This window comes from Mesorhizobium sp. LjRoot246 (assembly GCF_964254115.1).
Classification (GTDB): Bacteria; Pseudomonadota; Alphaproteobacteria; order Rhizobiales; family Rhizobiaceae; genus Mesorhizobium.
This window is the reverse complement of sequence record NZ_CAXUSN020000001.1, coordinates 6,182,051-6,202,318: the sequence shown is the minus strand read 5'-3', so window position 1 is coordinate 6,202,318 and position 20,268 is coordinate 6,182,051. Positions and strand designations below refer to the sequence as shown.

Here is a 20,268-nt window from a genome sequence, read left to right as displayed (position 1 = left end):
TGAGGACGCCAATGAATCTCCAGATTAGGGACCCGCGCGCGCGTGAACTGGCACGACGGCTCGCCGCCAAACGCAAGATTTCCATGACCGAGGCGGTAATCGAAGCGCTTGAGTCTGAATTGAAACGGGAAAGCGGACGCGTTCCCCTGGCGGAGCGGCTTGCTGCCATCGCCGAGGATTTAAAGGCCAAAGCCGGCCAGGGCGGCCGGCCTGTAAGTAAGGATGAGATCGACGACATGTGGGGACATTCCTGATGTTCGTCGACACTTCTGTCGTTGTCGCAATTCTTTCGAGAGAAGAGGATGCTGGCGAATGGAGCAATCGGATCCAGGCAACACCACACAAAATAACCTCCGCGCTAGTCGTGCTCGAAGCAGCGATGCGGCTCTCCACCATGCTTGCTATCGAGCCTGTTATTGTAGAAGCGGCGATAGAGGCTTTTCTGCGCGAGGCTGAAATCGAAATTGTGCCGATCGGCGCCGGCGATGCCAAGTTGGCGATTCAAGCATTCTCGGACTACGGGAAGGGGCGCGGGCATCCCGCTCAGCTCAACCTCGCGGATTGCCTATCCTACGCTTGCGCAAAGAGTCATGGCTCGGCCTTGCTCTACAAGGGCAACGACTTTTCCCACACGGATCTCGCTTAGACGTCCGTTTACTTCCCCAGTTCGACAGACCTGAGTCGCGCTGCCTCCACCGCCTGCGTCAGCAGGTTGGTCAGCCTGTCCTCGCCCATCAGAACGGCTAGCGCCGCCGCCGTCGTGCCGTTGGGGCTGGTGACCTGTTGGCGCAGCACACCCGGTTCCTCGCCGCTTTCGGCGGCGAGCGAGGCGGCACCGTAGACGGTCTGCATGGCGAGCAGCTTGGCGGTCGCCGCCGGCAGTCCGGCCTTCTCGGCTGCCACGGTCAGCGCTTCGATGAAATGGAAGATGTAGGCCGGCCCCGATCCGGACACGGCGGTCACCGCATCCATCAGGCCCTCATCGTCGATGGTGGCCACTTCGCCGCTCGCCGACAAAAGGTCGGCGACGAACCGCTTGGTATCGTCGGAAACCCGCTTGTTGGAAAACACCACCATCATGCCCTTGCCGATCGCCGCGGGCGTGTTGGGCATGCAGCGCACGACCGGCGCGCGATTGCCCAGGATTTCCTCGAAGGTGGCGGCCGGTGTTCCCGCGGCGATGCTGACGAAGGTGGTGCGGCCGTCGCCGAAGCGTTTGTAGGCGGCGGTGACGTCGCGGATCACCTGCGGCTTCACCGCGATGACGACGAGATCGGGCACGGCGTCGGCCGGAATGGCACCGGCATCGGCCGCAGTGCCGCAACCTAGTGCGGCGGCGCGCTTGCGCAGATCGGCATTGGGCTCGACTACGAAAACCGCCGACGGTGCAAGCTTGCCTGATTTCAGCCAGCCCGAGAGCATGGCGTAACCCATATTGCCGCAGCCGGCGAGAACAAGCCTGATCGTCATTGAAAGCCCTCCGGAGGAAGACCTTCACATAGACGCTAGCGCTTCCCTGGGGAAGCCCTGTCATCGGGATCGCGCACCGCGATCGGCCGCAGCGAGACTTGCCTGAGGCCAAGCACGCCGAGCACGAAGAACAGCCAGACCGGGTCGCCGCGATGGAAGAAGAAGCTTTCGAGGAAGGCATTGAGCGCCGTGAACAGCACCACCATCATGAAGAAGTCGCCGAGAAAGATATTTTCCCTGCGCAGCGGAATGCGCATGTAATCGCGCAACGGCGCGATGAGGAAGGTGTAGACCGCCACGCAAAGTGCTGGAATGCCCATCAGCACGGCGATGTCGAGATAGCCGTCATGGCCGTGGACGATGGTTCTGATGTCCCATGGCCGGTCGAAGGGCTGGTCCTGGTTGAGCAGCAGCGGCGTGCCCCAGAAGCTTTCATAGCCGTAGCCGGTCCATGGCTTCTTCGCCAGCATGCTGCCGGCGAATTCCCACAGCGTCGTGCGGCCGGTATAGGTCATATCGGGGAAATAGATCGCCGCCAGATGTTTTATCGGTGGCAGGAAGACGATACCCAGCGTGCCGACCGCCGTGGCGATGATCGCCAGCGCAAACAGGATCGGCGTGCCGAGCCGCATGCCCAGCAGGCTTGGGAACATCACGATCAGGATCGAGAACGGCACCAGGCCGGCGGTCGTCTTTGAGCCGGTGTGCAGCATGAAGACCATCGCCGCGAAGAAGATCCCGGCGCCCCAATACCGCTGCCCGCGCCGGTAGAGATACAGGCCTGCGAAGCTGAGGCAGGCCATGATCGGGCCGGCGATGTTCTTGTGGGTGAACACGCCGCGCCACAGGCCGGCATGTTCGGGCTCCTGTGAGTCGGCGGTGTGCATCGCCTCGTGCGGAAAGACGATCAGGCCGAGATAGGAAAGGCCCATGACCACGACGGCGGTGAAGATGATGACCTTCGAGAAGGCCTCGGCGTCGCGCGGCAGCACCAGGATCGTTGCCATCGTCAGGATGCCGATCAGGGTGAAGGAAGCGGCGCGCACGGCCGAAGACGGATCGGTCGACAGGATCACCGACAGGAAAAAGAAGCCCAGCATCAGCATCCAGGACGGGCTGAGCAGCGAGCGCACCACACGCGGATCGGCAAACGCCATCAGCGAGAAGATCGACATGGCGCCGAGCGAACCGAAGCCGAGCTGGTTGACGATGTCGCCGCCTTGACCGGTGAGTTCGGCACCGGCCGGCTGGAACGGCCGGAAGGACACCATGATGACGGTGAACAGCAGCGCGGCAATAGCCGTGGCCACGCCTTCGCGCGTGAACGCGGCGCTGAGTGGCGCGCGCTCAGTTTTTCTCAGGCTGACGGTATTGCTCATTGGCATATCCGAATTCGGCCAGCACGCGGCCCAGCGCCACATGGACGGGGTAGATGGCGATCGCCGGCGATCGCGTCCGCACCAGCCGGATCAGGCCGCGAAACGGCGAGGCGGCAAGCAGCGCCAGGCTCTTCAGCAACACCTTGGCGCCGGCTAGCGGCATGCCGGCGCGCTTCTTCTTTTCGACCAGTGTCGAGATCACGCCGTTGCGCAGGCTGCGGGCACGAATCCAGTCGGCTTCGACACGCCGGGCCGGAACGGTTTCTTGCACTTGCGCTTCAGCACACCAGCCAAGCACGAAACCGCGCTGCGCTGCCCGGCTCAGGAAATCGGAGTCGCCGCCGCCCATGAAGTTGAATTTCAGATCGAGAAAGGGCGGACCCATGGCGATCAGCACGTTGCGCCCGACCAGAAGATTGCCGGACGAATAGAGTGCCGGAACGCGCCCTGTCTCCCGGTAAGGCGGTGCGAACACCGGATGCTCGGCCCATCTCGCATGGGCTGGATCGGCAAACACGGGCACCTGCGGGCCGCCGACAATATCGGCGTCGAGCGTTTCGGCAGCCCGGCACATCCGTTCCAGCCATTGCGGATCGGCGATCTCGTCATCGTCGATGACCAGCAGGTGCCTGAAGTTGGGGAATAGCTGGATCGCCGTCTGCCAGCCGGCATTGTAGGCGCTGCAATTGCCGCGATCATGCGCGACGATGACCAGGCCTGGTATCTCGCCGCGCTCGAACAGCGGCAGTGCCGCCTTGGCGCCGGCGCGCGCCTCGGCTTCGTTTTCCATGACGATGACGGCAAAGCACCTGCCGGTTTGCTGCGCGTGCAGCGACGCCAGCGTTTCCAGCACCTGCTCGGGCCGCTTGAAGGTCGGCAAGGTGACGACCGCTTCGACGGCCTCGACGTCAAGCCGTGGCGTGCGCCCCGCGATCGATACCGAACCGTCCGATGGCAAAGGGATCATCCGCGTCCAGCCACATGGTGAGTTGGGCTCTGGTAGCACCGCGGTTGATAAGGTTTCGTTAATCACCTTGCACGGAGAACGCCGGCAAGCGGGGGCTTTCGGTCGTTGATTGTGCCCGCTTAATCAAGGGTTCACCGCACTTTGCTACCGGCTACACCACAGGATAGGTGAGATGCATCTGCTGTTCGCCACATCGATCGTGCCCGACGGCGCTCTCGCCTCGGGCTACGAGATCGCCAACGCTGCGATCATCGCCGCCTTGCGGCGCGCTGGCGCGCGCGTCACCGTCATCGGCTTCACCTGGCCGGGAAAACCCGCGGCCGATCCCGAAAACACCGTGGTGCTGGGTGCGATCGACGTGCGCACGGACAATGCCTCCGCACGGCAAAAGCTGGCCTGGGTCGGCAAGGCGCTGCTTTCGGGTCTCACCTTCGCGTCGGTCAAGCTGCGCGCCGTCTCCGACACCGATGTTGTCGCTGCCATAGAGAGCGCCGGTCCGGTCGACGGCTATGTCCTGAATTCCGTGCAGCTAGCGGGCGCCTTCGAAAAGCTGTTCGCTGACCGGCCTTCGATCTTTGTTGCCCACAATGTCGAGCATCTTTCGGCGCGGGAGAACGCCGCTGCCGCTGGCAGCCTCTTCCAGCGCCTGCTGTTTCGCCGTGAGGCGAGGTTGCTCAAGGTCATGGAAGAGCGTCTCTGCCGCCGGGCACGCTTCGTCTTCACCCTGGCGGAGGAAGACCGCGCCGCACTCAGTGTCGCCTCCGACGATCGCTCGGCGGTGCTGCCACTGGTGATCGGTGCCCAGGCGCCAACCCCGAAAGGCCCGCGCCGCATAGACTGCGACGCCGCCCTGATCGGCACCTGGACCTGGCAGCCGAACCGCATCGGCCTCGACTGGTTCCTGGAGAAGGTCGTACCGCATCTGCGGCCCGGTTTCCGCATCCGCGTCGCCGGCCACATGCCTTCGGGCGTCACGTCGAAGCATCCGGGTGTCGAATTTGTCGGCCGCGTGCCCGACGCGCAGGCTTTCGTGCGTAATGCTGCCGTCATCCCGCTGATCAGCACCGCCGGCAGTGGCGTCCAGTTGAAGACCATCGAAACCTTCGAGCTCGGCCTGCCTTCCGTCGCCACCAGCCGCTCGCTGCGCGGCATCGACCACCGTCCGGCCAATTGCGTCGTCACCGATGATCCCGTTGCCTTCGCCAGGGCGTTGGAGGCCGCGGCCGCCGACATCCGTGACGTCGACGGCAGCGCATTCCGGCGTTCGCAAATCAAGGCTCTCGATGCCGCCATCCGGCACGGCCTCGAAAAGCTCGGACACGCCAGGCAGGAGGCGCTTGCATGAACATGCATTCCGCCCGCGTCGCGTTCGGGCTCGACATGCTGAAGACGATCCTCGGCATCCCGGTGGTTGCGATCCGCTGGAACGATGCCATCGTCCTGCTGAACCGGCTGATTGCCGAGCAGCGCTTCACCAAGGTCAGTTTCCTCAACGCTCACAACGCCAACATCGCCTATACCGACCCGGTGTTCGCCCAGGCGCTCGATGATTTCCTCATCCTGCCCGACGGCATCGGTGTCGATCTGGCGGCGAGGCTCCTTTACGGGGCGCCGTTTCCGGACAATCTCAACGGCACCGATTTCGTCCCCGCCTTCCTGCAGGCCTCGACGACACCGCTGACCGTCGGGCTGCTCGGCGCGACGCGCGTCAACGCCGAAGCGGCGTCGGTCAAGCTGGCGGCACTGGCCGTGCAGCATAGCTTCGTGGTGATCCATGACGGCTATTTCCCCGCTTCGCAGGAGCAGGAAATCGTCGACCGGATCGCCGCGCTGCGGCCTGACGTGCTGCTCGTTGCCATGGGTGTACCGCGCCAGGAATTGTGGATCGAACGCCACATCGACGCACGCCACTGCACGCTGCCGATCGCCGTCGGCGCATTGCTCGATTTCCTGAGCGGCGCGGTGCCCCGGGCGCCCTTGTGGATGCGCCGGCTGCGGCTCGAATGGCTGTTTCGGTTGGCTGTCGAACCGAGCCGCCTGTGGCGCCGCTACGTTGTCGGCAATCCGCTGTTCCTGCTGCGTGTTGCCAGGCAGAGATTTTCGCGGACACCCGAAGCCGCGGGAGACAGCAATTGAACAGCAGGTTCGTGCCAGGCGCCGCTGTAGAGCCGAGCCCGCTGCGGCAGATACCGACGGCGGCAATAGTGACGGCAAGCTACGCGCCCGATTTCGAGCGCTGCCGCCTATTGTGCGAGACACTTGACCGCCACGTTTCCGGCGCTGCGCACCACTACATCCTGGTCGAACATCGCGATGTCAGGCTGTTTCGCCAATTGGAGACCGGCCGTCGCAGAGTCGTCGATGAGCGGGAATTGCTGCCGCGCTGGCTGCATGCCTTCGACGATCCGCTCAGCCTGTTTCGCCGGCGCGTCTGGCTCAGCCTGAAGACCCAGCCGTTGCGCGGCTGGCACGTGCAGCAATTGCGCCGCATTGCGATTGCCGCGCACGCTGGGGAAGACATTTTTATCTTCTGCGATTCCGACGTCGCTTTCCTCAAACCTTTCGACTGCGGCGCCTTCTGGCGCGACGGCAAGGCGCGGCTGTTCCGCCGCGACGGTGTGCTGGCGGACGAAGGCCATGAAGAGCATCGCATTTGGTCGCGCAACGCGGGGTCGGCACTCGGCATCGATCCGTCCCGGACATCGGTCCACGACTACATCTCGACGCTGGTCGCCTGGCGGCGCGACACCGTGCTGGCCATATGTGGCCGGATCGAGAAGGTCCATGGCCGCGACTGGGTCGAGGTCGTCGGCTCGGCGCGCAAATTCTCCGAATGCATGATCTACGGCCGTTATGTCGACGATCTGCTGCAGGGCGCCGGCCACTTCCACGGCTCGGAAGAGTTCTGCCGCGTCCACTGGACCGGCGAAGCGCTGTCGGACGACGAGTTCCGCCGCTTCGTTGCTTCCATGGAGCCGGAGCAGGTGGCGATCGGCATGCAATCCTTCATCGGCACCGATATCGGCCGCATCCGCCGTTTGATTGGGCTCGACCGCTCGTAGTGCTAGATCGGCTTCGCCGGCTTGCGCATCGCCGAATAGGTGAGCAGCGTCGAGGCGAGATACAGAAGCAGGAAGACGACGTTGAGCGACAGCACCAGGTCCGGCGTGTCGAGGATGGTTGTCAGCACATAGGTCAGCAACAGCGCCTTCAGCCCAGCGAGCAGGCCGAGATTGAGCGCCCGCACCAGCGTCTGGCCGCGTGCGAACAAAAGCTCGGCCTGGTATTCGACCAGATTGCGCAGTCCCGGCACGCAGATCGCCAGCACCACCAGCGGGGCCGCCTCGGCGACATTCTTGCCGAGCGCATTGGGGAAGAAATGCAGCACGATGCCAAGTGTCAGCAGCGCCAGCGTCGACACCGCGAACACGCCGCCTTCAATGCCGCTCTTGACCGCCAGCCGTGACAGCAGCTCCGGCGCGCGCATCATACGTTGCACCAGCATCATCGAGAAGGTGCGGATCGGAATGGCGGTCAGGTCGACCAGCCGCATGATGATGGCGTAGATGCCGGCCAGATGCGGTCCGCCGATCGCGAGAACCAGCAGTTTGTCGAACTCCATCTGCAGGTAGAACAGCACTTCGGCGCCGGCCACGTAGATCGAATCAGCCAGCCGCCGCAAATACAGCTCGATGCGCAGCCGCAGCCGCTGTCGCGGATAGAACCAGCCGAAAGCCAATATCAACGAGGCGGCATTGGCGCCGATGTAGAACCACGACCATATCCAGACGCTGTGTTGCGCCCAGAACATGAACAGCACCGCGCCAAGCGCCCGCAACGCCGTCGCCAGGATGGCCAGCAGCGCGGCGCGGCCGAATTTGCCCAGGCCGTTGTTGACGATCAGCGCCACTTCCACCGGCCGCCACAGCAGCGCTTCGGCAAAGACGATTGCGGCAAACACCGACAGCGGCACGGTGTTGGCGAAGAAAAGCAGATAGACGCCGAACGAGGCCGCGGCCAGCAGCGGCAGCGACAATACGCCGAGCAGCAGGAAGCCGGCGGTGAAGGTGCCGATCAGGTTGGGACGGATGGTGGCGGTGCGGTAGAGCGCCGAGATGAAACCGAAGGCGAGGATGCGCGACAGCATGACGCCGGCCGCCGATGCGGTGGCGAACATGCCGAACTCGGAAATGGACAGCGTGTTGGCCAGCGCGATGAAATAGGCCAGCGAAAACACCAGCCGCCCGCCGGCGCCGCTGATCGCCGAGAAATAGTCGCGAAGCAGCCCCCGTCGTTCGGCCAAAAAGCCGCCGATCCGGGCGAGGGGCCGCCTTTGCGGTATGTCACTGGCCTGCGTCATGTCTCAGGGAGAGCCTAGGCCGGAAAGCTTAACGTGCCGTTCTGGAGCTTGAGATTGCGTTGAAAATAGATGCAACCAAAGAGAGAAACCTTGCCGCCGGCGCGGGAAAATTAACCTTTTGTTTTCCATGCCTGTTTAGCGTGGCTTAACGAATGGCCAATCGCCGTTCGCAGGTCGCCAAGGGTAAAGTTCCAGACGATGGTCGACAGGGAAAACCGCGAAGACTGGAAGCGCGAGCGCTCGTTGCTGGCACTTGGCCAGGCTGTGCGCGGTGACGAACCCGACGCGTCACTGGTCTCGATCGGCGATCGCGCGGACCCGTCGTGGCGCGAGGATGCCGCGACGCGCCATCGCCTCGCCCGGTCACGGCGCGAGACGCCGACGAACCCGAAGCTGTCGGATCCGGCTGCAACGGACGGGTATCAGGCTGGCTATGAACCCGCTTCGTCAGCGAGCCATGCGCACGCCACCTCTCGGACACAGCCTGCTGCCGCCGAAACCGTTGGCACCTATCGCCCCGATCGTACCTCCGAACCATCCCATTCAGGCGACGCGCCGGCGTCCCACAACGACGGCCCGGACAGCCAGCAGTGGAAGCCGCTGATCGATCCGATGCAGGTCGTCCGTGGTGTTGGCAAGTCGAAAGCGCTGATCGTAACGACAACGATACTGGGTGCCGCGCTCGGCATCGCCATCGCGCTGTCGACGCCGAAGAAATACGAAGCCACCACCGAACTGATCGTCGATCCGCGCGACCTGAAGCTCACCGACCGCGACCTGACCCAGTCGGTCGTCGCCTCCGACGCCACGCTGGCCATCGTCGAAAACCAGGTCCGGGTGCTGACATCAGGCACCGTTCTCAACAAGGTCGTCGACAAGCTCAACCTCGTCAATGACCCGGAATTCAATGGGCAAGGCGGAGGCGGCCTCAGCGTCATGTCGCTTATCCGCTCCGTCCTGTCTCGCAATGACGGGCCGGGCGGTGTCGACGACAGCCGCCGCCGTGCGCTTGCTGTCGGCAATCTCGCCGAGAGCCTGTCGGTCGAGCGTGGCGGCAAGACCTTCGTCATCACCGTCAGTGCCACCACGCAGAATGGCGAAAAATCGGCCCTCATCGCCAACACGATGACGGATGTCTTCCTGCAGACCTTTGGCCAGATCCAGTCGAACACAGCCGGCCGCGCCACCGACGAACTGACGGCCAGGCTTGACGAGTTGCGCAAGGGCGTCGAGGCGGCCGAGCGCAAGGTCGAGGATTTCAGGGCCTCGCACGACCTTGTCGATGCGCAGGGCCACCTCATCAGCGACGACGAAATGCTGAAGCTCAACGAGCAGCTGTCGATTGCGCGCGCCCGAACGCTGGAACTCAACGCCCGGGCCGCTTCGGCGCGTTCGGTCGACGTCAACTCGGTCCTGACCGGCACCTTGCCGGAGGAGATCAACTCCAACACGATGAGCGATCTGCGTTCGCAATATGCGTCGCTCAAGCAGGAGGCTGACCGCGCCGCCATCCGGTTCGGCCCACGTCACCCCGAACTCCAGGCACTCAATGCACAGATTGACGGCGCACGCGACCGCATCGCCGCCGAGCTGCGCCGCATCGGCTCGTCGCTGCAGGTCGACCTCAAGCGCGCGGTCCAGCTCGAACAGGATCTCGCCTCTCGCCTGGCGCAGCTGAAGGTTCGCAGCGGCGACGTCAACAGCGATCTGGTGTCGATGCGCGAACTGGAGCGTGAAGCGGCTGCCAAACGTTCCGTCTACGAACAGTATCTGCTGCGCGCCAAGGAGACCGGCGAGCAGAAGGACATCAACACCGCCAACATCAACGTGATCTCGAAGGCCTTCGCGCCGCTTGAGCCGAACGGGCCGTCGCGGGTCGTGGTGGCGCTTGCCGGGCTGTTGCTGGGCTTTGCCTCCGGCATTGGGCTCGGTGCCATGCGTGGAGCCTATGAGAGCCTGCGCGATACCGCCAATTCGCGATCGCGCCGCGACCGCGGCACGGACGAACGCCGTACGAGCTACGAGGACAAGCCGTATCGGGCAGCACCGCCACCGGCGCCACAACCACCAACACCGCAGCCATCGGCACCCCCGCCAGCGCCGCCACCGCCGGCCGCACCGCCGCCCGTCCAGCAGGCCGAGGTCGCGCCGGCCGAAGGTCCCGGCCGGATCGGTGCCTTGCTGTCGAGGCTGCATAAGGCCGTGTCCCGCGAGCCGTCCTCCGAAGAACCCTTCGATGGCGGTGAGTGGGTCTCCGCTGAAAACAGGAAGCCAACGTCCGATCCGGCGTCCCCCGCTTTTCCGCAGCCGGCACCGGCCTTCGCGCCTCGGCAGCCGGTTGCTGCAGCCTACCCGCCTCCGCCTTTTCAGCCGGGCGGCCGCGCCCCTCAAGCGCAGCAGCCGGCGCAACCGCCATCGCCTCCGATGATGCCGCAGCGACCGCATTCGGGTCCGCAACTCTATCCCTACGCGCAGCCGCTGGCCTATATGCAGCAGCCCAGCTATCCCCGTCCGCAGCCCATGCCTGCCTCCAATGCCGGGCAGACGCCATATCCGCCTCAGCCTGCTTCCACGCCTTATCCGCAGCCGCCTATCCCGCAGCAGGGGCCTCAGCCTCATCAGCGATCGGAGCCGCGGCGGGCTGTGGAGGACGTCGAGCAGCAAGCGCCAATCGAGGAAATCCGCGCCAGCCTGCGCGAATTTCGTGAAGCGGTTCGCGAACTCACCGAGAGCCGGGCGCGCCGCAGGTATTTCTGAGCCACAAAATTCTTCGCTGTGCCGTACAAAAACATGCCGGTTTCGCGTAAACGGCATGGGACGGCGCTTTGGCGGGATTGCGTGTTGGAATTTTCGTGAAAATGCCACGCTGTGAAAGATCGAAAAGCGCGTCGCTTCCTGAAGCGACGCGCTTGGGCATTCTGGTGTTGAGGGTGGTTCATGGCCGAAGTGATTGATGGCAAGAGCGTTGCCGGAGACGTTGTGCGGACGGTCAAGACCCTGACGGCCGAACTTGTCGCGAACGGCAAGGCCAAGCCCGGTCTTGCCGTTGTCATCGTGGGCGAGGATCCCGCCAGTCAGGTCTATGTCGCCTCCAAATCGCGCACCGCCAAGGAATGCGGCTTTCATTCCGTCCAGCACACGCTGCCCGCCGAAACCTCCGAACCGGCATTGCTGAAGATCATCGGCGACCTCAACGCCGATCCGGCCATCAACGGCATTCTGGTCCAGCTCCCGCTGCCGGCCCATATCGACGCCGGCAAGATCATCCAGACCATCGCGCCGGAGAAGGATGTCGACGGCTTCCACTTCATCAATGTCGGCAAGCTCGGCACCGGCGAACTCGAGACAGCCTTCGTGCCCTGCACGCCGGCCGGCTCGATGCTTTTGATCGAGCGTGTGCGCGGCAAGGATTTGTCCGGCCTCAATGCCGTCGTCGTCGGTCGCTCCAACATCGTCGGCAAGCCGATGGCCAACCTCCTGCTTGCCGCCAATTGCACCGTCACCATCGCCCACAGCCGGACGAAGGACTTGCCGGCCCTGGCCCGCACCGCCGACATTCTTGTCGCCGCCGTCGGCCGGCCGGAGATGATCAGGGGTGATTGGGTGAAGCCAGGTGCTACCGTCATCGATGTCGGCATCAACCGCATACCGGCGCCGGAAAAGGGTGAGGGCAAGTCGCGCCTCGTCGGCGATGTCGCCTATGCCGAAGCGTCCAAGGCCGCCGGCGCCATCACGCCGGTTCCCGGTGGTGTCGGCCCGATGACCATTGCCATGCTGATGGCCAATACGTTAGCCTCGGCCTACCTTGCGGCCGGACTGAAACGGCCGTCATTCTGACCCGCCAGAAAGCCGCAGCTTTGCCGAACCCCAGTGTTCCCTCAGAACGGCCGGTCATGACGGACCCCGTTCAAGGCGGCCGGCAATTCGCTTTCCTGCTGGTCGACAAGTTCTCCATGTTCTCGCTGGCCGCGGCAATCGATACGTTCCGGTCGGCAAACCGGTTGCTCGGTCGCGACTTTTACGGGTGGACGACGGTGTCGGCCGATGGCGATCCGGTGATGGCCTCCAATGGCCTGCCGCTCAAGATCGATTATGCCGTTGCCGACCTGCCGCCGGTCGATATCCTCTTCGTCTCGGTCGGGCTGACGACTGAATTTCCCGGCAAGAGCAAGGTGCTGGCGGCTTTGCGCAGCTGGGGCAGGCGCGGCAATGCGCTCGGTGCCTTGTCGGTCGGATCCTACCTGCTGGCCGAGGCCGGCCAGCTCGAAGGCTATCGCTGCACCATCCATTGGGAGAACCGCGCCGGCTTCGTCGAACGGTTCCCCGACATCAACTGCACGGGCAATGTCTTCGAGATCGATCGCAAGCGTTACACCTGTGCCGGCGGCACCACCTCGATCGACCTGATGCTGGAGATCGTGCGCGGCGATTTCGGCTCGAACCTCGCCAATGGCGTCGCCAACCAGTTCCAGCACGAACGCATCCGCTCGGCCGGCGACCGCCAGCGTGTCGGGCCGGAACGCGACCTGACCGGCAAGTCGGAGAAGCTCAGGCGCATTGTCGAACTGATGGCCGACCATCTCGACGAGCCGCTGTCGGCGGTGCAACTGGCTAAATCCGCCGGCCTGTCGGTGCGCCAGGTCGAGCGCCTGTTCCTGCGCCATCTCAGCGTCACGCCCGGCCGTTACTATATGCGGCTGCGGCTGGAGCGGGCGCGCGAATTACTGCGCCAGACCAACATGCCGATCCTCGACGTGGCGATCGCGACCGGCTTCACCTCGCATTCCTACTTCGCCCAGAGCTACCGGCTGCAATTCGGCAGGCCGCCCTCGGAAGAGCGCCGCACGACCTACTGAGCGGATTTCGCTTCCACTGAAAAGTTTGGCATTCGGCCCCGGCGCATCGGGCCAGGGCTACGAACTCGGGTTAAGATCGGTGTCGGCAGCTTTTGTGCCGGTAGCTTTTTGTGATAGGAATTTTTTCTTGACTCGGTGAGGGCAGCTATGCTACATATTTGCCTATGGTGCTGACTTGCGCCAGTGACCCGCCGCACAGGCGGGTTTTTCTTTGATGCTCCGTCAGCCAATGCGCCGGCGAAGGCTCCGAAGGAACCAGTTGACCCGGATTCGTTGCCTTGCGCATCGGGCGTCCGGACTTGTGTGCCGGCGCGACGTCAAATAGCTTTGCCGCCCGGATCAGGGGCGGATTTGAGGAGATTTCAATGGCGGGATTTGCACGGGGCGTCGCTGCGGCGATCCTCCTTTTGTCGATGACGACGTTCGGCTTCGCCGCAAACAAGGTCATCGTCATTCTCGACGCCTCCGGCTCGATGTGGGCGCAGATCGACGGCAAGCCCAAGCTCGAAATCGCCCGTGAGTCGCTTCGAACCGTGCTTCAATCGGTCCCCACCGATGATGAGATCGGCTTCATGGCCTATGGCCATCGCGAGAAGGGCAGCTGCGAGGATATCCAGCTGATCGTGCCGCCGCAGGCAGGTTCTGGCAGCGCCATTTCGGCCGCCGCCGACAGCCTGAAATTCCTAGGCAAGACGCCGCTGACGGCGGCCGTCAAACAGGCTGCCGAAGCGTTGAAATACACCGAGGACAAGGCGACCGTCGTGCTTATCACCGACGGGCTCGAAACATGCGGCGGCGACCCTTGTGCGCTTGGCAAGGAGCTCGAGGCATCCGGCGTCGACTTCACCGCCGATGTCGTCGGCTTCGGCCTCACCGCCGACGAAGGCAAGCAGATCGCCTGCCTCGCCGACAACACCGGCGGCAAATACATCCAGGCCTCCGACGAGAAGGCGCTGCAGGAGGCGCTTGTCGAGACCGTGGCGACAGCACCAGCGCCTGCTCCAGAACCGGCTCCCGCACCTGCCCCGGCGCCTGCGCCTGAGCCGGCCAAACCGGACTTCAATTTCCAGCCGACAGTGGTGATGGCCGAAGGTGGCGAGCCGATCACCGACGGCAATGCCTGGGAGATCTACAAGGCGAGCGCTGATGGCTCGCGTGGCGATTCCGTCACCACCGAATATGGCACCTACAACGGCAATCTCGAGCCGGGCGACTATGTCGTCGTCGCGCGCGACGACGAGGCCAAGGTGGAGCAGAAAATCAAGATCGAGGCCGGCCAAGTCTACAAGCCGCTCTTCACCTTGAACGCAGGCACCATTCTCATTCATCCGCGGCCAAACCAGGGCGCCGACATCAGCGACGCGGCCAGCCTCGATTTCGCTTATCCGGGCGGCAGCACCACCCACTATGGCGACACCAAGGTCATCGTGCCGGCGGGCGAACAGAAGATCACGGTCCAGATCGGCGCCGGCAGCGTCACCGAGACCATTCAGCTAACCGCAGGGCAGACGATCGAGAAGGACGTCATCGTCGGCGTCGGCCATGCTGTGCTCAACGCCTTCTATGTCGCCGGCGGTGACAAGGCCGACAGTTCCGGCCTCGGCTTCGAGATCGTCAAGGCGAAGAAGAAAATCGACGGCACGCGCGACAGTGTCGAGCATTCCTATGGACCGGACAGCAAGTTCTGGCTGCCGCCGGACGATTATGTCGCGCTGACCACGCTTGATCTTGCGGTCGTCGAGCAGCCGTTCAGCGTCAAGGTCGGTGATGTCATGGACATCAAGGTGCCGCTCGATGCCGGCGTTCTGGCCATGTCGGCCCCCGGTGCCTATTCGATCGAGATACTGTCGCCGAAAAAGGACATAGAGGGCAAGCGCAAGGCGCTTGGCCTGAACTATGGCGACACCTGGCAGCAGATCGTTCCGGCCGGCGACTATGTGGTCGTCCGCCACATGTCCGATGCGGGCCATGAAAAGGAAATGCCGGTGACGATCAAGGCTGGCGAACGGAGCGAGATCACCGTTACACCGTAGTGGCCGTCTCGCAGGCAACGAAAAGGGCGGCCACGTGCCGCCCTTTTTCATGAACTATGCGAAACTGCCGTCAAGCCGTGCCGAAGGCGCTGGCGCCATGGTCGGCGCGGCCGACCAATTGCCGGAAGCCGGCAAACAGCTCGCGGCCGAAGCCGAACTCGTTGCCGATGAGGTCGGCATCCGCTGTCCGGCGCAGTGCAAAGTCGCCGGCCGGCACCAGCACTTCCAGCGTTCCGGCCTCGGCGTCGAGTCGGATGATGTCGCCTTCATGGATCCTGGCGATCGGACCGTCCTCGACCGCCTCCGGCGTCACATGGATCGCCGCCGGCACCTTGCCGGAGGCGCCCGACATGCGCCCGTCGGTGACCAGCGCCACGCGCTGGCCGCGATCCTGCAGGATGCCGAGCACGGTGGTCAGCTTGTGCAGCTCCGGCATGCCATTGGCCTTCGGCCCCTGAAAGCGGATGACGGCGATGAAATCGCCGGTCAGCGTGCCTGCCTTGAACGCCTCGTTCAGCCCGTGCTGGCTGTCGAAGACCCTGGCCGGCGCCTCGATGATACGCCGCTCCGGCTTCACCGCGGAGGTCTTGATGACGGCGTGGCCTAGATTGCCCGACAGCACCTTCAGACCACCGGTCGCCTGGAACGCCTTGTTGAAAGGCGCCAGCACTTTCTCGTCGCCGCTTGTCCGCGGCGAGGCTTCGCGCACGACGCCGCCGTCGGCGCCGAGCTTTGCTTCGACCGCGTAGGGCCGCAGGCCTTCGCCCCATACCGTCTGCACATCCTCATGCAGGATGCCTTCATCGAGCAGTTCGCGGATCAGGAAGCCGAGGCCGCCGGCGGCATGGAAATGGTTCACGTCGGCGAGACCGTTCGGATAGACCCGCGCCAGCAGCGGCACCGCTTCCGAAAGGTCGGAAATATCCTGCCAGGTGATGGCGATGCCGGCCGCCGCCGCCATGGCGATCAGGTGGATGGTGTGATTGGTCGAACCGCCGGTCGCGTGCAGGCCGACCACACCGTTGACGATCGAGCGCTCGTCGATCATCCGGCCGACAGGCGTATAGGCATTGCCGAGCGCTGTGATCGCCAGCGCCCGTTTCGTCGCCTCGCGGGTCAAGGCCTCGCGCAGCGGCGTGCCTGGATTGACGAAGGAAGCGCCTGGCGTGTGCAGGCCCATGATCTCCATCAGCATCTGGTTGGAATTCGCCGTGCCGTAGAAGGTGCAGGTGCCCGGTCCATGGTAGGACTTGGACTCGGCCTCCAGCAGTTCGGCGCGCCCGGCCTTGCCCTCGGCATAGAGCTGGCGGACCTTGGCCTTTTCATCGTTGGGCAGGCCGGTCGTCATCGGTCCGGCCGGAATGAACACCGCCGGCAGATGGCCGAAGGTGAGAGCAGCTATCACCAGCCCCGGCACGATCTTGTCGCAGACGCCGAGGTAGACGGCGGCGTCGAACATGTTGTGCGACAGGCCGATCGCGGCAGCCATGGCGATCACGTCGCGCGAAAACAGCGACAGCTCCATGCCGGGCTGGCCCTGGGTCACGCCATCGCACATCGCCGGCACGCCGCCGGCCACCTGGGCAATGCCGCCGGCCTCGCGGGCCGCGTCCTTGATCAGCGCCGGAAAGGTCTCGAACGGCTGATGCGCCGACAGCATGTCGTTGTAGGAGGTGATGATGCCGAGGTTTGGCACCTTGTCCGCACCCAGCGCGAGCTTTTCCGAGGGGCTGCACACCGCAAAGCCGTGGGCAAGATTGCCGCATGACAGCACAGCCCGGTTGGCGGTGCGGTTCGATGCCTCGGCGATGCGGCTAAGATAGCGCTCGCGGCCCGGCTTTGAACGTTGGCGGATACGTTCGGTGATGGCTTCGATGTCGCGTCTGGCGGTCATGGGTCGGTCCTTTCAGGCGAGGTCCCGGAACACAATCCGGCTGTCCGCCGGGACCCTTGGCAAGTTCAAATCAGGGCGCCCAGAAAACCTCTACGGGCCTATGGGCGGCGTCGAGCACGGCGCGGATTGGCTTTCGCGGTCCAGGTGCCACCGCGCCGTCGAAGGCGGTGCGCTTGTCTTCGCCTTCGATGTGCAGCGCGATGAAGCCGGCATCGACGATGCGCGCCAGCGACAGGGTCAGCCGCGGCTCGCCGGCACTTGTCGCATGAACCGGCAGCACGATCCTGTCGGAAGACGGATCGAGCAGTGTTGCGAGATCGTCGGCATCGGGAAAGAACGAGGCGGTGTGGCCGTCCGGTCCCATGCCGAGCACGACGACGTCGAGCGGCCAGGGCAGCGATTGCAGCACCGCATTGTCGGATGAAGCCGCATCCTCGATGCTGGTGGCTTCGTGATAGAGCGGCACGAAGCGCGCCGCCTTGGCCGCGTTCTGCAAGAGATTGGCGGCCACCAGCCCGGCATTGGAGCGCGGCGAGGAGGCGGGTACGAAGCGCTCGTCGACCAGCGTCACGATCACCTTGTCCCAGGCAATGGGTATCGCCGAAAGGGCGGCGAAGAACTTTGCCGGCGTGGTGCCGCCGGACACGGCGAGCAGCCCCGTGCCGCGCTCGGCGATCGCCTTGGTTAGGCGGCCGGCGACATGGCCGGCAAGGGCGGCCGCCAAATCCTGGCGCCCGGCGAAGCCGTTCCAGCTGTAGGCGGTATTGTTCAATTGCTCTCGTGCCATGTCCGCCCGTCACGTTCGATCAGTGCTATCGAGGCCGACGGACCCCAGGTGCCTGCCGTATAGCCTTGCGCCTCCTGCCTGGCGCTTTCCCAGGCATTCTGGATCGGGTCGATCCACTTCCAGGCCGCCTCGACTTCGTCACGGCGCATGAACAGGGTCTGGTTGCCACGGATGACGTCCATGATCAGCCGTTCGTAAGCGTCCGGGGCGCGGCCATCGAAGGATTGCGCGAAGCTCATGTCGAGCGAGATTTGGCGCAGCCGCATGCCGCCCGGGCCTGGATCCTTGATCATGATGAACTGCTTGACGCCTTCGTCCGGCTGCAGCCGGATGACCAGCTGGTTGGCGAAGATCGGCCCGGCGCTGTCGCCGAAGATCGAATGCGGGATCGGCTTGAATTCGATGACGATTTCCGAAACCCGCGTCGCCAGCCGCTTGCCGGTCCTGAGGTAGAACGGAACGCCCGCCCAGCGCCAGGTGCCGATCTCGGCCTTGATGGCGACGAACGTCTCGGTGTTGCTGTCGTGGGAAAGCTCCTCGACATAGCCCTTTACAGCTCCGCTGGCCGAGGCGCCTGCGCGGTACTGGCCACGCACGGTGTGCTTCGGCGCCTCGTTGCCGTTGATGCGCTTCAGCGCCCGCAGCACCTTCAGCTTCTCGTCGCGCACCGCGTCGGCATCCATCGACGACGGCGCTTCCATGGCGACGAGGCACAGGAGCTGCAGTATGTGGTTCTGCACCATGTCGCGCAGCGCGCCGGCCTTGTCGTAGTAGGTGACGCGGTCCTCCAGCCCCACGGTCTCGGCCACGGTGATCTGCACATGGTCGATATGAGCGGAGTTCCACAATGGCTCGTAGAGCGCATTGGCAAAGCGCAGCGCCATCAGGTTCTGCACCGTCTCCTTGCCGAGATAATGGTCGATGCGGAAGATCTGGCTTTCGTGGAAATCGTCGCCGACCAGGTCGTTGAGCTTGCGTGCCGAATCGAGATCGCGGCCGATCGGCTTTTCGAGCACGATGCGCGAGTTCGGCGTGATCAGATTGTGCTCTTTCAGCTTGTGCGAGATATCGCCGAACAGCGCCGGCGCCACCGCCAGGTAGAAGGCGCGGATGCGGTCGCTGTCGCCGATCTCCTTTTTCAATTTGTCGAAGCCGGCGCCGCTCGTTGCATCGGCGGAGACATAAGAGAGGCGCGCGAGGAATGTCTTCAGTTCCTTGGCATCGATGTCGGCCGGTTTGACATGCTCGGAGATCGCCTGTTTGGCGAAGGCCTGGAATTCCTCATCGCTCATTTTCGAGCGCGAGGTGCCGATGATGCGCGTCGGCTCGGAGAATTGATGGTCGCGCTGGCGATAATAGAGCGACGGCAGCAGCTTGCGCTCCGACAGATCGCCGGTACCGCCGAAAATGATGAAGTCGAAAGGGTCGACGGGGATGATCTGGCTGGTCATGGTCTGTCCGCTTTGACGCCGGTCGCTGGTACGCGGCTGATATAATCTAATCGATTTAAATTTTCCAGTGCCATGGTGTCACATCTGGGTGTATGCGCCTGCCCCTTGACAGTCCGATGACCCGGAGGCTTGTCGACAGGCGCGGCTCCGGAAGCCTTCGCAGTTGCAGCATAGAGCGGGATCGAAGCGAAAGCCAAAGGAGAAATCGGCGATGGCCGCACATCTTTCGACCAATCCGGTCAGAAGCCGTGGCTTTGCGCGGATGCGCGCCATTGGCGTGGCGGTTGATCGTTACCAATCATGAACGGGAAGAACATGCGTCTGGAAAACAAGGTTGCCGTCATCACCGGTGCTGCGTCGGGTTTTGGCGAGGGCATTGCAAGGCGATTTGCGCAGGAGGGCGCCAGGGTCGTTGTCGCCGATCTCAACGCCAAGGGAGCGGAGCGCGTCGCCGGCGAGATCGGTGAAGCGGCGATCTGGACCCAGACCGATGTTTCGCTGCGCTCCGAATTCGACGAGATGATTTATGCCGCCAAGAGCTCCTTCGGCCGCGTCGACATCATGGTCAACAATGCCGGTTACACCCATCGCAACGGCGACATGCTCGATGTCGACGAGCAAACCTTCGACTTGATCACATCAGTCAACATGAAGGCGATCTATCACGCGGCACTTGCCGTGGTGCCGATCATGGAACGGCAAGGTGGCGGCGTCATCCTGACCACGGCCTCCACCGCTGGTCTGCGGCCGCGGCCCGGCCTCACCTGGTACAATGCGTCAAAAGGCTGGGCGATCACCGCCACCAAGTCGATGGCGGTGGAACTGGCGCCGAAGAACATCCGCGTCAACTGCCTCTGCCCGGTTGCCGGCGAGACCGGCATGCTGGAGAAATTCATGGGCGCCGACACGCCCGAAATCCGCGAGAAGTTCCGCGCATCGATCCCGCTTGGGCGGCTTTCGACGCCGCTCGACATCGCCAACGCCGCACTCTGGCTGGCCTCGGACGAAGCCGCCTTCATCACCGGTGTGGCGCTGGAGGTCGACGGCGGCCGCTGCATCTGAAAGCCTTAT

General features: G+C 63.9%; 17 protein-coding genes. 10 read left to right on the top strand and 7 right to left on the bottom strand.

Features of this window, described 5'->3' with window-relative positions; translation table 11 throughout:
• The first annotated feature begins 11 nt into the window (after positions 1 to 11).
• Positions 12 to 254 carry a type II toxin-antitoxin system VapB family antitoxin gene (locus ACSQ3L_RS30060; protein ID WP_436163226.1) on the top strand — a complete coding sequence of 81 codons (243 nt, stop codon included), beginning with the start codon at positions 12 to 14 and terminating at the stop codon, positions 252 to 254.
• Entirely contained in the window at positions 254 to 646 is a 393-nt protein-coding gene (locus ACSQ3L_RS30055) for a type II toxin-antitoxin system VapC family toxin (RefSeq protein WP_436163225.1), read from the top strand. The genes ACSQ3L_RS30060 and ACSQ3L_RS30055 overlap by 1 nt, the downstream gene beginning before the upstream one ends.
• Before the next feature lie 8 nt (positions 647 to 654).
• Here ACSQ3L_RS30055 and proC read toward each other — a convergent pair whose 3' ends face one another.
• Genes proC through ACSQ3L_RS30040 form a run of 3 tightly spaced genes read right to left on the bottom strand, consistent with a single transcriptional unit; the run spans position 655 to position 3,816 of the window.
• Positions 655 to 1,470: a pyrroline-5-carboxylate reductase gene (proC, locus tag ACSQ3L_RS30050; protein ID WP_436163224.1), complete on the bottom strand. Its 816-nt coding sequence runs from the start codon at positions 1,468 to 1,470 to the stop codon at positions 655 to 657.
• 35 nt (positions 1,471 to 1,505) lie between these two features.
• A complete protein-coding gene (locus tag ACSQ3L_RS30045) occupies positions 1,506 to 2,849 on the bottom strand; it encodes an O-antigen ligase family protein (RefSeq protein ID WP_436163223.1) in 1,344 nt (447 codons plus the stop codon).
• Complete coding sequence (locus ACSQ3L_RS30040; RefSeq protein ID WP_436163222.1) at positions 2,818 to 3,816, bottom strand: glycosyltransferase family 2 protein; 999 nt, start codon at positions 3,814 to 3,816, stop codon at positions 2,818 to 2,820. The genes ACSQ3L_RS30045 and ACSQ3L_RS30040 overlap by 32 nt, the downstream gene beginning before the upstream one ends.
• 172 nt (positions 3,817 to 3,988) lie before the next feature.
• On the opposite strand from ACSQ3L_RS30040, the gene ACSQ3L_RS30035 reads away from it, so the two are divergent.
• The 3 genes from ACSQ3L_RS30035 to ACSQ3L_RS30025 are packed head-to-tail and all read left to right on the top strand — an operon-like array spanning position 3,989 to position 6,878.
• Positions 3,989 to 5,161 carry a glycosyltransferase family 4 protein gene (locus tag ACSQ3L_RS30035; RefSeq protein WP_436163221.1) on the top strand — a complete coding sequence of 391 codons (1,173 nt, stop codon included), beginning with the start codon at positions 3,989 to 3,991 and terminating at the stop codon, positions 5,159 to 5,161.
• Positions 5,158 to 5,952 carry a WecB/TagA/CpsF family glycosyltransferase gene (locus ACSQ3L_RS30030; protein ID WP_436163220.1) on the top strand — a complete coding sequence of 265 codons (795 nt, stop codon included), beginning with the start codon at positions 5,158 to 5,160 and terminating at the stop codon, positions 5,950 to 5,952. The genes ACSQ3L_RS30035 and ACSQ3L_RS30030 overlap by 4 nt, the downstream gene beginning before the upstream one ends.
• Positions 5,949 to 6,878, top strand: a complete 930-nt coding sequence (locus ACSQ3L_RS30025; protein WP_436163219.1) for a DUF6492 family protein — start codon at positions 5,949 to 5,951, stop codon at positions 6,876 to 6,878. Before ACSQ3L_RS30030 ends, ACSQ3L_RS30025 begins: the two co-directional genes overlap by 4 nt.
• Positions 6,879 to 6,880: 2 nt before the next feature.
• Here the strand turns inward: ACSQ3L_RS30025 and ACSQ3L_RS30020 are convergent, their stop codons facing one another.
• Entirely contained in the window at positions 6,881 to 8,176 is a 1,296-nt protein-coding gene (locus tag ACSQ3L_RS30020; RefSeq protein ID WP_436163218.1) for a lipopolysaccharide biosynthesis protein, read from the bottom strand.
• 198 nt (positions 8,177 to 8,374) lie between these two features.
• Between ACSQ3L_RS30020 and ACSQ3L_RS30015 the strand changes: the two genes are divergently transcribed.
• The 4 genes from ACSQ3L_RS30015 (at position 8,375) to ACSQ3L_RS30000 (ending at position 15,065) form a co-directional block, all read left to right on the top strand.
• Entirely contained in the window at positions 8,375 to 10,933 is a 2,559-nt protein-coding gene (locus tag ACSQ3L_RS30015; RefSeq protein ID WP_436163217.1) for a GumC family protein, read from the top strand.
• 180 nt (positions 10,934 to 11,113) lie between these two features.
• Complete coding sequence (gene folD, locus ACSQ3L_RS30010; protein WP_436163216.1) at positions 11,114 to 12,013, top strand: bifunctional methylenetetrahydrofolate dehydrogenase/methenyltetrahydrofolate cyclohydrolase FolD; 900 nt, start codon at positions 11,114 to 11,116, stop codon at positions 12,011 to 12,013.
• A gap of 56 nt (positions 12,014 to 12,069) precedes the next feature.
• Complete coding sequence (locus ACSQ3L_RS30005) at positions 12,070 to 13,032, top strand: GlxA family transcriptional regulator (protein WP_013530232.1); 963 nt, start codon at positions 12,070 to 12,072, stop codon at positions 13,030 to 13,032.
• Positions 13,033 to 13,397: 365 nt separating this feature from the next.
• Complete coding sequence (locus ACSQ3L_RS30000) at positions 13,398 to 15,065, top strand: vWA domain-containing protein (protein ID WP_436163215.1); 1,668 nt, start codon at positions 13,398 to 13,400, stop codon at positions 15,063 to 15,065.
• Positions 15,066 to 15,135: 70 nt separating this feature from the next.
• On the opposite strand, the gene edd is transcribed toward ACSQ3L_RS30000, so the two are convergent.
• The 3 genes from edd to zwf all read right to left on the bottom strand — a co-directional run bounded on the left by edd (position 15,136) and on the right by zwf (position 19,197).
• Positions 15,136 to 16,959 (bottom strand): phosphogluconate dehydratase, encoded by a 1,824-nt coding sequence (gene edd / locus ACSQ3L_RS29995; protein WP_436163214.1) that lies wholly within the window; start codon positions 16,957 to 16,959, stop codon positions 15,136 to 15,138.
• A 70-nt stretch (positions 16,960 to 17,029) separates the two neighbouring features.
• On the bottom strand, positions 17,030 to 17,746 hold the full coding sequence (pgl, locus tag ACSQ3L_RS29990) for a 6-phosphogluconolactonase (protein WP_436163213.1): 717 nt from the start codon (positions 17,744 to 17,746) through the stop codon (positions 17,030 to 17,032).
• On the bottom strand, positions 17,728 to 19,197 hold the full coding sequence (zwf, locus tag ACSQ3L_RS29985) for a glucose-6-phosphate dehydrogenase (protein ID WP_436163212.1): 1,470 nt from the start codon (positions 19,195 to 19,197) through the stop codon (positions 17,728 to 17,730). Before zwf ends, pgl begins: the two co-directional genes overlap by 19 nt.
• 315 nt (positions 19,198 to 19,512) lie before the next feature.
• On the opposite strand from zwf, the gene ACSQ3L_RS29980 reads away from it, so the two are divergent.
• On the top strand, positions 19,513 to 20,259 hold the full coding sequence (locus ACSQ3L_RS29980) for an SDR family oxidoreductase (RefSeq protein WP_436163562.1): 747 nt from the start codon (positions 19,513 to 19,515) through the stop codon (positions 20,257 to 20,259).
• Positions 20,260 to 20,268: the final 9 nt, after the last annotated feature.